The sequence below is a fragment of the Flavobacterium sp. genome, from assembly GCF_041392005.1.
Classification (GTDB): domain Bacteria; phylum Bacteroidota; class Bacteroidia; order Flavobacteriales; family Flavobacteriaceae; genus Flavobacterium.
Genome location: NZ_JAWKMX010000019.1, coordinates 34,511 through 49,991, shown reverse-complemented (window position 1 = coordinate 49,991; position 15,481 = coordinate 34,511). Strand labels below are relative to the sequence as shown.

Here is a 15,481-nt window from a genome sequence, read left to right as displayed (position 1 = left end):
GGCGAATTAATGAATGTTGCTATTAAAAACATGCTTGCCGATTTAGATCCGTACACTGTTTTTTTTAACGAACAAGATGTTGTAAAATTTAAAATAAACAACACGGGCGAATATACCGGAATAGGCGCAATGATTCAGCGCAAAAATGGTCGTATGTTTCTAAAAGAAATATACAAAGGTTTTGCCGCAGATAAAGCTGGTTTAAAAGCAGGCGACGAAATAATACAAATAGACGATGTTAGTTTAAAAGATTATAAAGAAGATGCTTCAGAACTATTGCGCGGTGCTAAAAATGCTGCCGTAACATTGCAATACCTTAGACAAGGAAAAAAGAATACCGTACAAGTAATTTTAAATGAAGTAGAAATAAAAGCCGTTCCTTTTTACCAAATGGTAAACACCAATACAGGCTATATTGTACTATCAAAATTTACAGAAACCGCAAGTAAAGAAGTGAAATCGGCTATAATCGATTTAAAAGGAAAAGGTGCTACAAAACTTATTTTAGATTTAAGAGGAAATCCTGGTGGGTTATTACACGAAGCGGTAAATATTTGTAATTTATTTGTGCCTAAAGGCGAAGTTATTGTAACTACAAAATCTAAAAACGAAAAATACAACCAAACTTATCTTACCAAAAATCAACCTTTAGATTTAGAGATTCCGCTAACCATAATTGTTAATGGAAAAAGTGCTTCGGCTTCTGAAATAGTATCAGGAGCACTTCAAGATTTAGATAGAGCCGTAATTATAGGTAGTAGAAGTTTCGGAAAAGGGTTAGTACAACGACCGCTTAATCTTTCTTACGGAACACAAGTAAAAGTTACTATTTCGCGCTATTATACGCCTTCTGGAAGATGTATTCAGGCCTTAGATTATTCTAAAAAAGACGAAAACGGAAAAGCCATAAAAAAATCGCAAGAAGAATTTAATGCTTTTACCACAAAAAAAGGAAGAACCGTTTACGATGGCGGAGGCATTCAACCCGATATTGAAATTAACGCGTCGAAAACAAGTGCCATTACAAACGCATTGATAAAAAACGACGCTATTTTCGATTTTGCAACCAAACTATATTACGAAAAACCAACTACCGAAACGGTAAACGAAGCCGATTTTGAAGCGTTTAAAACTTTTGTAAAAAACGATGCGTATAAACTTGATACCGAAACCGAAAAAGCAATGGAAAATTTGCTAGAAAAAGCCGAAAAAGAAAAAATAAATACCGTTATCGCCTCGCAATATAATGCGTTAATGCAAGCTATTAAAAATAGCGAAGAAGCTGAAATTTCTACCTATAAAAACGAAATTATTAAACAAATTGAAGAAGAGTTAATTATTCGTAATCGTTACCGCGAAGGGCTTTACCAATCGTATGTTAACGATAATGCCGAAATTAAAAAAGCAATCGCTATACTAAATAATACTGTAGAATATAATACTATTTTAAACAAATAAATGCGCTTTAATATTTTATTATTATCGCTTTTTTTTTCTATTTGGGCATTTGCCCAAGAAGAAGAGGTATATTCTATTTATTTTGATTTCGATAAATATAATTTAAAACCCGAACAAGCAGAAGGTGTAGTGGCGTTTATTCAAAAACTAGATACAACAAAAGTAGAAACAATTGAAATTTTTGGGTATTGCGACGACAGAGGAAAAGACGAATACAACTATACCCTTTCTACAAACAGGGCCAATACCGTAAAAAACAAACTCCTTGAAAAAGGTATAAAAAACAAAATTATAATTACTCTTGAAGGCAAAGGACGTGTTTTAATAGACGAAGACTTGTTAGATAACGTGCCCGAAGTTCGATCTAAAAACAGGAGAGTCGATGTAGTTATAAATTATAAACCCGCTGTGGTTAACGATTTAAAGATTCCTGGTGTTTACAACAAAATTCCTAAAGAACCTGTTGTGGGCGACCGCATTTATTTAGAAAAAATACAGTTTGATAGGGGCAGTAGCAAACTTAACATAAAAGCTAAAAAAGAGCTCGATAAAGTGGTGCGCGATTTACTTCGAAACAAAAAAATTTCATTCGAAATACAAGGGCATGTATGTTGCACACCTTCGTATCAAACAGAAGCTATTGATCGTGGTACAAAAAAAAGAGAACTTTCTAGTAACCGGGCAAAAGCTGTTTATAAATATTTAATAGCCAAAAAAATACCAAAAATAAGAATGACACACAAAGGCTACGGAAACTCGCAACCTTTAGGAAAAGGTTCTTTTTTTGATCGTAGAGTAGAATTATTAATTACAAAAGTTGATAATTAAACATTTTTTGTAATTTATAACTATAACCTTACTTCTCTTGGCAATATTCCAAAATGATTTTTAAACGCTTTCGAAAACTGACTTAAATTAGAATAACCTATGGCAAAACCTGTTTCGGAAACACTAAATTTTTGCTTTTTTAAAGTTTCCATGGCTAGTTCCATTTTGTTTGATAAGTGGTATTGATATGGCGTAATACCAAAAACTTGCTTAAATAAACGCTTGTATTTTGACAAACTCATTCCAGATGTCTTGGCTAATTCTTCTAACGGAATATTTTTATGTGGGTTACTATCAATTTGTTTTCTAGAAGCTATAAGTTGGTTTAAATCGTTAGGATGAATTTGATTGCGGTTTGTGCTTAAACTTCTACTTGTAAATTGCGAAAACAAATAATCGATAATTTGAATAGTATTTGACATTGATGTAAGTCGATTGTGTTTTTCAAAATCAATTTTAGTAAGCAATTCTTTCAGTTTATAATCTAAATTTTCCGAGAGGTAAATAGGATCATTAGTATCGAAAAAATCGTGTAAATCTGATTGGTCAACAAGAACATTGTCAAAAAGCCACTGCTTGGTAAAAATAATATTAAAAAGGCTTACTTTTTCGGTTGCTGGAATTTGTAATGACGCTGTAACTGTTGCCGATGTAAGTACCAAATTAATGTTTTGTAAACCTAAAACAACTGTTTTGTCTTTGTCTTTCCGTATTAACTCTGTTTCCGATAAATAAAAATCGATAATAAACAAATCGTTTTCTTTATTAGGCAACCTAAGAAGTTCTAAACTTTCGTTTAACGAAAAATCGAGCTGTTGCGCCCATAATCCGTTTTGAATTTGCAAATAAATTAACCTACCATTACCTAGGCTTTGGTTTAAAATAAATTGAGAATCTACAAGAGTTGCATCTAAACTTTTTTGTAAATGCAAATAGGTTTTATTTGGTGGTTGAAGATGATAGGTAACTTGTTTCATTGCAAATAAATACTACTAATTTGTGTATAAAAATACTTAAAAAGTACTACTTTTTTACAAAAACCACTATAATTAAAAAACCCCAACGTTTAAACATTGGGGTTTTTTGGCGTTGTGTTGCTTTTAGTTGTTTTCTAAAAACATTAAAATTTCTTTGTTATTGCTATCGTAAAATATAAGTTTATTGTTCTCTATAGCATACGATTTTACTTGTTGTAATGCCTGATTAAAAAGAGTTGGTGTTTCCATATTTAAACACATTTTTTCGGTAACCATTACATTGTTTAATTCGATTTTACTTTCGGTAATCTCTTTAATTTTACCGCTAAAATTATTACAACCATTAGTACCGCTAATCATCATTTCTTCTGCATTAATACGAATAGTTGGACTGGTTGCTTTTCTGTTTATAGGGTTTCCGTTTATTCGTACAGCTGTCCATTCGTTTTTAAATATTTTTGCAGCGTCAAACTTTTCAAAAGTTAGTACTGTATTTTTTTGATTGTCTTGTAATTCTAACTTATTGCCATTTACTACATAATAATTTACTTTAGATAATGCTGCGCTATAGTTATTTGCCATTGTCATATCTACACACATTTTTCGAGTAGCTGCAATAGTGCCAAACTGTAATTTAGTTTGCGTAACATTTGTAATGCTTGCTGTATAATTATTACAACCATCTATACCTGATATGCTGCCCATATTTAAATCTATATTTAAAACAGGTAAATTATTTGCATTTTCTAACGGTGCATTATTAAGTTGGTTTAATACCCATTTTCCTGTTAAATGAGCTCGTGTGTCTTCTTTTTTTTCTAGAACCTCAACTAAAGAATATTGTAACGAAGAAGCATCTGCTGGTGCTTTTTCTGGCTCAATTTCTTGTACGTTTACTTTAATATTTTGAAGATAACCTTCTTCAAAAGTAAAACCTTCTATGTTGTTATAGAAGTTTTGCCATTTTGCGTTTTCTAAATCGTTTCCTTTATAAATATTTAAACATTGTGCTCTACCTGCGCCGTTATCGCAAGGCGTTTTTTGACCGCTAACCCAAAAAGTTTCTGTTTTGGTTGTTGAACAAGATGTTAAAAAGAATACTAAAACAATTGCTGTAAAATTTAAAAATTTCATTTTCTTATTTTTTTAGTTATTACTCTGTTTTTATGTTTCTTAAAAGCGAAACAAAATTTATACCACAAAGATAAGGCGTTAAAAATGAAACTAATAGCTTTAAAAGTTTATTTTTTACTCATAAAAGTTCATTTGTTGTAGTGGTGTGGTTGGTTGTTATTAACTTTTCGGGCGAGTTTCACGTAAAATCTTAATCTTGATTTAATAAGTTAAACTACAACTTTTGATAGATACTATTTTTGCTTATTTTATTTTTTCTAATAGCTTTTCTATTGGGATAAATATGTCTTTTTCGTCTTGAAATTCTGTAATCCATTTATCTTTTAGTAAACAGAAATATTTCTCCCCTAATAATTCATTTTCCTCAAAACCTCCCCAATTTTCACCCGTTAAAACCACCAGAAAGGCTTTTGCTTTTTTAAATTCTTTATTTAACTTCTTTTGTCTTTCAATAAAATCAGACTCCCATTTATGCCTATTCCAACCTAATTGCGTTTTGCATTCTATAATTGCAATCACTTCATTATTTTTCCAAATTGAAATATCAGGTCTTATCGAACCTCGTTTTGCAACTATTTGCTTTTCAGATATTGCTTGCAAATCAGAATTAGATTTTGATATATATATTTTTAAAAAAAATAATAATTGTTCTGTAAAGAAATCTGCTCCATTTGTTATATATCTTTTCTCGAGTAACTCTTTATTATAATATTGACTTCTATAATATTGTTTCATTCTGTTAAGCAACAAAGTACTGTATTCTTGTTTGTCAACATTTATTTCAGAATTTAGAAAAACTTCATAAGACTTTTTCAAATTTGCATGTAAGTTTTCTAAAGTATTTAAATATAAATAGTCGTTATTAATGTTCATTTTTTGTTGTTTTTAACAAATTATAGCCAACATCCTTATATGTGGAATATCGTCTTCTAAATACATTGCACTTGTTGCAACAAAACCGTGTGTTTCGTAAAACTTTTGCAAATATTCTTGTGCCGATATTTCAATACTTGTGGTGTTAAACTTATTGCGAATGGTTTGTATAGAAACGTTCATTAATTCGTGTCCGAAGTTTTTATTTCTATATGATAAACTTACCACAACGCGACCTATCGAAGCGTTTGCAAAATAATTGCCTTTATCAAAAACGCGAGCATACGCTATTAAATTATCATGTAAATAGCCCAAAACGTGTATTGCTTTTTGATCTTTGTTATCAATGTCTTGATAAACGCAATTTTGCTCTACTACAAACACTTCTGAACGTAGTTTAAGCATTTCATACAACTCGTTTGTAGAAAGTTCGTTAAATGGCTTTATTTTGAATTGAATCATCTTTAATAAGGGTAATCGGTTAGCGGCTAAAGGTAATAGGCAATAGCAAATATCTAAAAAAACACTTACGCTTAATCAGATTATCGTTAACCTAAAACTTATTTTAAAAACGTTACCGATTTTATGATGGCTTCTAGTTCTAAAACCAAATCGCGTTTTGCTTTAGACGGATTATAAGTAAAGCCTTCTAAAATTAAATATCGGTTGTTTTTAGTGTCTTTTATAGCATAGTTTACAAATGGACCCGCCATAAAATCGTTTTTAAGTTCCCAAGTTCCTTTGGTTTCGTAGGTTTTTCGTTCTTGAATTTTAGTTTCAAATAAATACGGTGCATAGGCTTCTTCGGTTATCATCCAAGTGTTTGGCAAAACACCATGAATATATTCTTTTCCTATTGAATCGCGCATTTTAATAATGTTTCCAATAATATCGTTATCTTTTTCTATGGTTTCAATTGGAACTTCATATACTAAAAGGCTGTTGTATCCTGTAGAAAATTCTTTTCTAATCCACAAAAAATTATCTTTTACCATTTCGTATTTGTAACCAAAACCAATGTTTATACTTACGCCAAAACGATCTTGTATTTTTTTATCGCTAATTAATGATTTTTTTAATCGATTTTGATTTTCGGCTATTTCGCCTGCTTTTATTTGTTGTATTATTTGTGGCGCATTTTTTTCGAGCATTGTTATAATATCGCTATTATTTTTACCCGCAATAACAAAAACTTTTTGGGGTTTAGCATATACGTTTTCTTTTTCTATAAAACTGGCGTTTTTAGCTTTTTGAACAATAATAATATTGCGACTTCTTCGTGCAAAACCTTCGAAAACTTTAGTAGGATATTGGTTTAAGTTAAACAACGGTTCTTCTTGTGGTAAACCATCTACTGGGGCAGCAAATTTTTTACGAATAGAATCGCCTATTTCGCCATTCCATAAACTTTCGTCTATAATAATAGACACATTGTTAATTTTTCCGTTTGATTCTGATAAAAGTTGGTTTTTGTTTTGATTGCTTTCGTTACACGATACAATCAAAAAAGCGAAAAGAAAAAGTACAATTATACGTTTCATATTTTAATTTTTAAATTCATACCCGGACTTATTTTAGTACCACTAATATCGTTCCACTTTTTTATATCGTTTGCCGAAACGCCTGGAAATTTTTTAGCAATGGTGTATAATGAGTCTCCTTTTTTAACTCTATAAGTCTTCGTTTTACTTGTATAATTTGTAGTAGTAGAAACGTTATGACTTGTTGTATAAACTTTTAACGTTTTTCCTGCGTGTATTGTGTTTCCTCTTAAATTGTTCCATTTTCGTATGTCTGAAAGGCTTACGCCATACTTTTGCGAAATACCACCTATAGTTTCGCCTCTTCTAATTTTATGATATTTTACAATTTCATCTACTCGCTTTGTTTTGGTTTTTGCCATTACGTTTGTAACCTGAATTTGTTCTTTTTGCTTGCTTAAATAGTCTGCATAGGCATATACTTTTTCTTCATTAGAAACAAATAATCCTAACTTATCTTTTGGTAATCTTAAATAGTGCGGCTTATCTGTAGTAAACGGAATTGTTTTTATTTTATAAATAGGGTTTAAAAATTCTATTTGCTCTATTGGAATATCTAATAAGTCTGAAATTTGTTCAAATGTAATTTCCTTTTTTACGGCAATTGTATCGGTTTCAAAATATGTTATTGGTGCTTTTTTAGGCACAATACCGTGCTCATTTTTATATTCGAAAATATACATTGTGGCCAAAAAAGCAGGAACATAATTGGCGGTTTCACGAGGTAAATTTTTGCGAATATTCCAATAGTTCTGGCTACCGCCCGAACGACGAATAGCTTTTGACACGTTGCCTGGTCCAGCGTTGTATGATGCTAAAGCTAAATTCCAATCGCCAAAAATATCGTATAAGCTTGATAAATATTGACATGCCGCTTCGGTAGCTTTTAAAGGATCGTAGCGTTCATCTACATACGAGGTTACTTCTAAATTAAACTGTTTTCCTGTAGGATACATAAATTGCCATAAACCTGTTGCACCTACTCTTGATCGTGCTTTTGGGTTTAATGCCGATTCTACTATTGCTAAATATTTTATTTCTAAAGGAACATCGTATTTCGATAAATGCTCTTCGAACATAGGAAAATAATATTCGGAAATTGCCATTAATCGTTCAAACGATGTTTTTCTGTTTTTTAAAAACGCTTTTATCACATTTTCTAACGCTGGCGTATATTCTATACTTATGGGCGATTTTGCATCTAATTTAGCTAAGCGTCGTTTTAAAATATACGACGGTAAATTATAGGTTACGTTTCCTAAAGAATCGATATACGACTCGGTTACATCAACGTACATTTCTTCAAAAATATCTTCATTAGATAATTCTGCCATCCATCTTTCGTCTATACAATTGCTTGTTTTATGATTAATGAATGTCGCTTTTAGCGAATCTAAATAGGACATTTTAGGCAATTCCATTGCAGTTTCTTTCTCTATTGTTTCTTGTGAAAAAGAAAAAAATGATACTGTAAAAAAGAGTACTAGAACTAGTTTTTTCATTGATGTAAAAATTCTGGTATATTAATTTAAAATAGCCGCTATTCCGGGTAGTGTTTTTCCTTCTAACATTTCGAGCATAGCACCACCACCTGTAGAAACATAACTCATTTTATCTTCTAAACCAAATTGTTTTACAGCGGCCACACTATCGCCACCACCAACAAGTGAAAAAGCTCCACTTTTAGTAGCTTCTGCAATATAATCGCCAACTTTTATAGTTCCGTTTGCAAAGCTTTCCATTTCAAAAACGCCTACTGGTCCGTTCCAAAGTATCGTTTTAGAATCTAAAATTATTCGTTTAAAAATTTCTAGTGTTTTAGGCCCAGCGTCTAATCCTTGCCAACCGTCTGGTATTTGATTTACATTTACTACTTGTGTAGCTGCATTATTGGCAAAATCATCGGCTGCAACAACATCTACAGGTAAGTGTATTTGCACGCCTTTTGCTTTGGCTTGTTTTAATATTTCGATTGCTAAATCTAATTTATCGTCTTCACAAATAGAATTACCAATATTTCCGCCTAATGCTTTAACAAATGTATAAGTCATTCCGCCACCAATAATCATGTGGTTTACTTTGTCTAAAATATTTTCGATTATGGTAATTTTAGACGATACTTTACTACCTCCTAAAATAGCTGTTACTGGTTTTTCAGAATCGCGTAAAACTTTGTTTATACTTTCTATTTCTTTAGCTAGTAAAAGGCCAAAACATTTTTTATTAGTGAAAAAATCGGCAATAATTGCAGTTGATGCGTGAGCTCTGTGCGCAGTTCCGAAAGCATCGTTAACATAAATATCGCCAAGCTTTGCTAATTTTTCAGCAAAATTAGGATCGCCTTTTTCTTCTTCGGCATAAAACCTTAAGTTTTCTAATAAAAGTACATCGCCAGGTTTTAAATTAGCAGCAACGGTTTCCACGTTTGCGCCAACACAATCGTTTACAAATTGTATTTTTTTACCTAACACTTCTTCTATTTTATACACAATGTGTTGTAGGGAATATTTATTTTCTACGCCTTTTGGTCTTCCTAAGTGGCTCATTAAAATAACGCTTCCGCCATCTTGCAAAATTTTATCAATTGTAGGCTTTGCGGCTTCAATACGCGTAGCATCTGTAACTTTAAAGTTAGCATCTAACGGAACATTAAAATCTACACGAATTATTGCTTTTTTATCTTTAAAATTAAAATCATTTATAGTTTTCATTTTGTAAAAAATTTAGAATCTATGCAAATATAACAGAATGAGAGAAATTTTAGTACACGTTTTGTGGGTTTTTAAGACTTTTTTAAATGCTATTTAAGCGGTTTGTGTATCTTTACGGTTTCAATATTTATTTTGAAATTATATTATGCTTTTTTCTGAAATATTAGGACAAGAACATATAAAAAGCTATTTACGCAAAAGTGTTGATTTGGGTAGAATTGCACACGCCCAACTTTTTGTTGGTCCAGAAGGAAGTGGTACTTTGCCTATGGCAATTGCTTATGCACAATATATTTTGTGTAAAAACAACGAAGAAAATACTACAGGAAACGCCGCTTGTAATTTAAAGTTTAATACGCTTTCGCACCCCGATTTACATTTTGCTTTTCCTGTGGCGACGAACACCGAAGTAAAAAGCAAACCCGTAAGTGCTAATTTTATGACACAATGGCGAGAGTTTGTTTTAGAAAACCCGTATGCTGGCTTGTTTGATTGGTATAAAAAAATTGGCGTAGAAAAAAAACAAGGTCAAATAGGAGTAGAGGAAGCATCTGAAATTAACAAAACCCTATCGTTAAAAGCATACGAAGGTGGTTATAAAATTATGATTATTTGGATGGCCGATAAAATAAATACAGCAGCATCGAACAAATTGCTTAAACTTATTGAAGAACCGCCCGAAAAAACAATTTTTATTTTAATTACCGAACATTTAGAAGATATTATACAAACTATTTTGTCGCGTTGTCAAGTACTCGATTTTATAGGTTTACCCGAAGAAGAAATTGCAAATGGTTTGATTAAAAATGAAGATTGTGCGCCTAATTTAGCTAAAAAAATTGCCCATCAAAGCGAAGGAAATTACAATAAAGCTTTGCATTTGTTTAAAAAAGACGATACCGATTATCCTTTTGAAGAATGGTTTATTACTTGGGTGCGAAGTGCTTTTAAAGCAAAAGGAAACGCCGCTGCTATTCAAGATTTAATTATTTGGAGTGAAACTATAGCGGGCTTAGGTAGAGAAGTGCAAAAACAATTTTTAAATTATTGTATTTTCTTTTTTAGACAAGCTTTGTTGCAAAATTATCAAGCTAACAGTTTAGTATATTTTGAACCCAATGTGCCTAATTTTGATTTGAAAAAATTTGCGCCATTTGTTGGCGGTACTAATATTATGGCTATCTTTAAAGAATTAGAAACGGCTATTTATCATATTGAACGAAATGGAAATAGCAAAATTATTTTAACCGATTTATCAATTCAATTAACACGATTAATTCATAAAAAATAAAGTATGACAAATATTGCTTCAGTTTTATTGCTTTTACTTTTGGCTATAACCTTTTTACAATCGGGTTACGATAAAATTAAAGATTGGAAAGGAAATTTAGAATGGCTTAAAAGTCATTTTGCTGCAACTTTTTTAGCAAAACAAGTTCCGTTTGCGTTGTTTACTATTTTGGTTTTAGAAATTGTTTCGGGCGTGTTTTGCGTTGCAGGTATACTTAAACTTTTTATTGATAACGATTCTACTATAGGTTTTTATGGTGCTCTATTATCGTGTATTACATTACTTTTATTGCTTTTTGGACAACGCATTGCAAAAGATTACGATGGCGCCAGAACTATTGTAATTTATTTTGTTCCTGCGGTTTTTGCGGTGCATTTGCTTGGTTAGTGGTTTTTTGAAAAAAACTACTCTTTAACAACGGGTTTATTTTCTTTTTTCCAAGCTAAAATACCGCCGTCTAAATCGGTTACTTGTGTAAAACCTAATTCTTTTAATTGCTGTGCAGCTTTTGCGCTTCGGTGTCCGCTTCTGCAATATACTAAAACTGGTTTTTGCTTGTCTAATTGGCTTGCTTTTTCGGTAAAACTATCCGAATTAACATCGATATTTAAAGCGTTTTTTAAATGCGATTCGTTGTATTCTTGTGCGGTTCTAACATCTAGTAGTTGCACGTTGTTTTCTTTTTGTAAGGCTTCAAAAGTAGCTACATCTGCTATTGTTACTTGCGAATGGTTTTTAAGGCACGAAAAAAGAAAAAAACTGGTAACAAAGAGAACTAAAAAAGGATATTTTTTCATAGTTTATTTTTATAGTTTAAACAATTATTTAGTAAAAATAGCATTTTTCTTGTATCTTAAAAAAAGTGAATAAAAAAATCCCGTACTGTTTTTAAAACAGTACGGGATTTGTTTATAAGAAAATTCTTATTTTTTATCTTCTTCTGTTGCTGCTTTCTCGGTATCGTCAGTTTTTGTTGCAGTTTTTTCTTCTGTTTTTCCTTGCGATTTTTTAAAATCGTCGTTCAACATTTTTAAAATATCTTCGGTAATATCGTAGCTATCTTTGGCATACAAAACAGTAGCGGCATCGCCTGTACCGTAAATATAATCGTATCCTTGCTTTTTACCGTATTCTTTAATATAATCTTTTACCGAGTTAATTAAATCGGTACGAATACTGTCGCTTTCAACTTGTATTTGGCGTAGTAGTGCATCTTGCTCCATAGCTAATTGTTGTTCGCGTTGTTGTAATTCGGCTCCTTTTTGTTGCGCCCAAGCCATACCTTTTGCTTGTGCATTACGCTGAAAATTTGCCGCTTCGTTTTGAAAAGCTTTTAATTTTGCTTCTAACGGGCGACCCATTTCTTGTGATTTTACTTTAAATTTATCGTCTTCATCTTTAAACTTTTCATATTTCTCCATTAAAACACTTGTATCAATATAAGCTGTTTTAAATGTTGATTTTGTTTCTTCTGTTTTATTACAAGAAAATAATGCGAAAGCAAATCCTAAGATTAAAATTGATTTTTTCATTTTTTATTTACAATTATTGATTTTAAAAATTTTGGTAAAAATAGTAATTAAGAGTTATAAAATTGCTAAAATAGTAGTAATAAATTATTTTTATGATTAATTGGTTGTAAAATAGAAAATTATTATTTAAAACCAATTGTTTAAATTCGATTTAAGCGCGTTTTAAAAAACAGACAACAACTAACATTGTTTTGTTAAAATTAATTGATTTTTGATGAAATATAGCCGTTTTATTCGTTTTTAAACACATAAATATGCGATGAAAACTCTTTTTTAAAAATTCCTGAACAATTTGACACAAAACCAACGCAAAATCCTTTTATAAAATTCATTTTTCCCGATTTGTATTTTTCGGAAAGTAAACTCACATAAAAGCTATCGAACCACATTGGTTTTGTTTTAATAAGCAACATTTTGTATGCGGCAAATAATTTTTCAATTCCTTTTTTAGAAAAATGCCATAAATGTCGTGGCACATCATAAGCCGCCCAAAATTGCTTGTAATATTTTGCATCGAACGATTTAAAGTTTGGCACCGCAATTATTATAATGCCGTTTGGTTTGCAAATTCGTTTTAATTGCTTTAATTGAAAATCTAAATCGGGAACGTGTTCTAATACGTGCCACATCGTAATAACATTAAAGGAAGCATCTGAAATATTTTCTAAACTTTCTACAAAAGTTACACCTTTCATTTCTGCTAGTTTTTTTGCGTTTTCATTGGGCTCAATTCCTGTTGTGTGCCAACCTTGTTTTTGGGCTTCTACTAAAAAATCGCCTGTTCCTGTGCCAATATCTAATACATTTCCTTTTTTAGCATATTTATTAATTAATGCAACTTTATTACAAATGGCGTTTCGCTTTACAAAATGATACATTTTTTCAAATAAGGAACGTTTTCCATCGGTGTGTGAAATGTAATCTTCGCTTTCGTAATATTTAGGTAAATTATTTAACGATGGAGTAGGAGTTGTTTTTAAAATTTCGCCTTGCTTGTCTTGCAACAAAACAAAAGATTCTCCAGAAACTGAAAAATCTTTTACGTTAATGTATATATTATTTTCCTTGAAATTCATTTTTATTTTAAATAATTGTATGAGCTGTTTCAACAAGCTCAACATAACAAAATGCTGATTAGAAATTTAATTGTTCCACGTGAAACATATTTAGTTTTTAGTTTCTATTTGCTGCTCAAAACACAACTAAATACTGCAAACTAAAATCATCTTCCCATATAAATTAATAAAACCGAAATATCGCTTGGCGAAACACCACTAATACGCGATGCTTGTGCTATTGTTTTTGGGCGTATTTTATTTAGTTTTTGTTTAGCTTCAATAGAAATAGAATTTATTTTATTAAAATCGAAACTATCTGGAATAATTACATCTTCTAAACGATTAAGTTTGTCGGCATGGTTTTTTTCTTTTTCAATATAACCCGAGTATTTAACTTGAATTTCGGCTTGTTCTACAATTTCATCATCTAACTGGTGTTCGTTTACGTAGTCTCTAAATTTTTCAAACTTCATAAAATCTTCTAAGTCTAATTGCGGACGCGAAAAAACCTTGAACATTTTATCGGGCTGCGTCATTGGGCTTGATCCCTTTTCTTCTAAAATAGGATTTGCCTCATTAGGTTTTATGCTCGTATCTTTAAAAAACTGAACAAATGCTTCTGATTTAGTTTGTTTTTCTGCAACACGAATCATTCTATCTTGTTTAGCTAAACCAATAGCAAAACTTTTTGGTGTTAAGCGCAAATCGGCATTATCTTGACGAAGCAGTGTTCTATACTCGGCACGAGAAGTAAACATTCTATAAGGTTCTTCTGTTCCTTTTGTAATTAAATCGTCTATTAAAACACCTATATAAGCTTCATCTCGTTTTAAAACAAACGGTGCTTCGCTTTTAACTTTTAGTGCAGCGTTTATTCCTGCCATTAAACCTTGTGAAGCAGCTTCTTCGTATCCTGTGGTGCCGTTAATTTGTCCTGCGAAATACAATCCATCAACCAATTTAGTTTCTAAAGTATGTTGCAATTGCGTAGGAGGAAAGTAGTCGTATTCAATTGCATAACCTGGGCGAAAGAATTTTACATTTTCAAAACCAGGAACAGAACGCAATGCTTTATACTGAACTTCTTCTGGAAGCGAAGTTGAAAATCCGTTTACATAAAACTCAACCGTATTCCAACCTTCTGGTTCTACAAATAACTGATGCCTGTCTTTATCGGCAAAACGATTAATTTTATCTTCAATTGATGGGCAATAGCGTGGTCCAATACTTTTAATACGACCATTAAACATTGGGCTTCTATCAAAACCTTCGCGCAACAAATCGTGAACTTCTGGCGAAGTATAAGTCATCCAACACGAACGTTGTTTGGTTAATGCTTTTGTTTGATTTGAATAGGAAAACTTATGCGGTTTCTCATCGCCAGGCTGTTCTGTCATTTTGGAATAATCTAACGAACGACCATCAACTCGTGGTGGCGTCCCTGTTTTCATTCGTCCAGATTCAAAACCAAGTTTTACTAAATCTTCCGTAATTCCAAAAGAAGCACTTTCGCCAGCACGACCTCCACCAAATTGTTTCTCGCCAATATGAATTAATCCGTTTAAAAAAGTTCCATTGGTTAAGATTACGGTTTTAGCTTTTATTTCGACACCAAGCGATGTTTTTACACCTACAATTTTTCCGTTTTTAGTTACAATTCCCGAGACCATTTCTTGGTAAAAATCGAGGTTTTGAGTTTGTTCTAACTGCAAGCGCCATTCTTCTGCAAAACGCATTCTATCGCTTTGGCAACGTGGCGACCACATTGCTGGTCCTTTTGAAACATTCAGCATTTTAAACTGAATTGCTGTTTTATCAGAAACAATTCCCGAATAACCGCCTAACGCATCTATTTCGCGAACAATTTGTCCTTTCGCAATTCCACCCATAGCAGGATTACAACTCATTTGTGCTATGTTTTGCAAATTCATTGTAACCAATAGGGTAGTGCAACCCATATTAGCAGCAGCAGCAGCAGCCTCGCAACCCGCGTGTCCGCCACCTACAACCACAACATCGTATTTATTTTGAAACAAACTCACTTTTACTATTCTATAAAACGTTCCACGTGGAACGTA

Annotated in this window: 15 protein-coding genes; 4 read left to right on the top strand and 11 right to left on the bottom strand. The window is 31.9% G+C overall.

The window, feature by feature from the left end:
* Positions 1-1,458: S41 family peptidase (locus R2808_RS09190; RefSeq protein WP_371270680.1), on the top strand; the 1,458-nt coding region annotated here is incomplete at its 5' end.
* Entirely contained in the window at positions 1,459-2,286 is an 828-nt protein-coding gene (locus R2808_RS09185; RefSeq protein ID WP_371270679.1) for an OmpA family protein, read from the top strand.
* Positions 2,287-2,306: 20 nt separating this feature from the next.
* On the opposite strand, the gene R2808_RS09180 is transcribed toward R2808_RS09185, so the two are convergent.
* From R2808_RS09180 to pgk, 7 genes are all read right to left on the bottom strand, one after another.
* Positions 2,307-3,263 carry a helix-turn-helix transcriptional regulator gene (locus tag R2808_RS09180; protein ID WP_371270678.1) on the bottom strand — a complete coding sequence of 319 codons (957 nt, stop codon included), beginning with the start codon at positions 3,261-3,263 and terminating at the stop codon, positions 2,307-2,309.
* A gap of 123 nt (positions 3,264-3,386) precedes the next feature.
* Positions 3,387-4,397, bottom strand: coding sequence for an META domain-containing protein (locus R2808_RS09175; protein ID WP_371270677.1), 1,011 nt, complete (start codon positions 4,395-4,397; stop codon positions 3,387-3,389).
* A 243-nt stretch (positions 4,398-4,640) separates the two neighbouring features.
* Positions 4,641-5,270, bottom strand: a complete 630-nt coding sequence (locus tag R2808_RS09170) for a hypothetical protein (RefSeq protein WP_371270676.1) — start codon at positions 5,268-5,270, stop codon at positions 4,641-4,643.
* A gap of 12 nt (positions 5,271-5,282) precedes the next feature.
* Complete coding sequence (locus tag R2808_RS09165) at positions 5,283-5,732, bottom strand: GNAT family N-acetyltransferase (protein ID WP_371270675.1); 450 nt, start codon at positions 5,730-5,732, stop codon at positions 5,283-5,285.
* Between the two features lie 98 nt (positions 5,733-5,830).
* Positions 5,831-6,811, bottom strand: coding sequence for a DUF4837 family protein (locus R2808_RS09160; protein ID WP_371270674.1), 981 nt, complete (start codon positions 6,809-6,811; stop codon positions 5,831-5,833).
* Positions 6,808-8,313 carry a transglycosylase SLT domain-containing protein gene (locus tag R2808_RS09155; protein ID WP_371270673.1) on the bottom strand — a complete coding sequence of 502 codons (1,506 nt, stop codon included), beginning with the start codon at positions 8,311-8,313 and terminating at the stop codon, positions 6,808-6,810. The genes R2808_RS09160 and R2808_RS09155 overlap by 4 nt, the downstream gene beginning before the upstream one ends.
* 21 nt (positions 8,314-8,334) lie before the next feature.
* Entirely contained in the window at positions 8,335-9,522 is a 1,188-nt protein-coding gene (gene pgk, locus R2808_RS09150; RefSeq protein ID WP_371270672.1) for a phosphoglycerate kinase, read from the bottom strand.
* A gap of 145 nt (positions 9,523-9,667) precedes the next feature.
* Here pgk and R2808_RS09145 point away from each other — a divergent pair, with 145 nt between their 5' ends.
* Positions 9,668-10,813 (top strand): ATP-binding protein, encoded by a 1,146-nt coding sequence (locus R2808_RS09145; protein WP_371270671.1) that lies wholly within the window; start codon positions 9,668-9,670, stop codon positions 10,811-10,813.
* A gap of 3 nt (positions 10,814-10,816) precedes the next feature.
* Entirely contained in the window at positions 10,817-11,200 is a 384-nt protein-coding gene (locus tag R2808_RS09140) for a DoxX family protein (RefSeq protein WP_371270670.1), read from the top strand.
* A 17-nt stretch (positions 11,201-11,217) separates the two neighbouring features.
* Here R2808_RS09140 and R2808_RS09135 read toward each other — a convergent pair whose 3' ends face one another.
* The 4 genes from R2808_RS09135 to mnmG form a co-directional block, all read right to left on the bottom strand.
* Positions 11,218-11,610 carry a rhodanese-like domain-containing protein gene (locus R2808_RS09135; protein WP_371270669.1) on the bottom strand — a complete coding sequence of 131 codons (393 nt, stop codon included), beginning with the start codon at positions 11,608-11,610 and terminating at the stop codon, positions 11,218-11,220.
* A 126-nt stretch (positions 11,611-11,736) separates the two neighbouring features.
* The gene (locus R2808_RS09130; protein WP_371270668.1) at positions 11,737-12,345 is read right to left on the bottom strand and encodes an OmpH family outer membrane protein; all 609 of its coding nucleotides are present in this window, start codon (positions 12,343-12,345) and stop codon (positions 11,737-11,739) included.
* 230 nt (positions 12,346-12,575) lie between these two features.
* Positions 12,576-13,421, bottom strand: a complete 846-nt coding sequence (locus tag R2808_RS09125) for a class I SAM-dependent methyltransferase (RefSeq protein WP_371270667.1) — start codon at positions 13,419-13,421, stop codon at positions 12,576-12,578.
* Positions 13,422-13,567: 146 nt separating this feature from the next.
* Positions 13,568-15,439, bottom strand: coding sequence for a tRNA uridine-5-carboxymethylaminomethyl(34) synthesis enzyme MnmG (mnmG, locus tag R2808_RS09120; protein WP_371270681.1), 1,872 nt, complete (start codon positions 15,437-15,439; stop codon positions 13,568-13,570).
* Between the last annotated feature and the right edge of the window lie 42 nt (positions 15,440-15,481).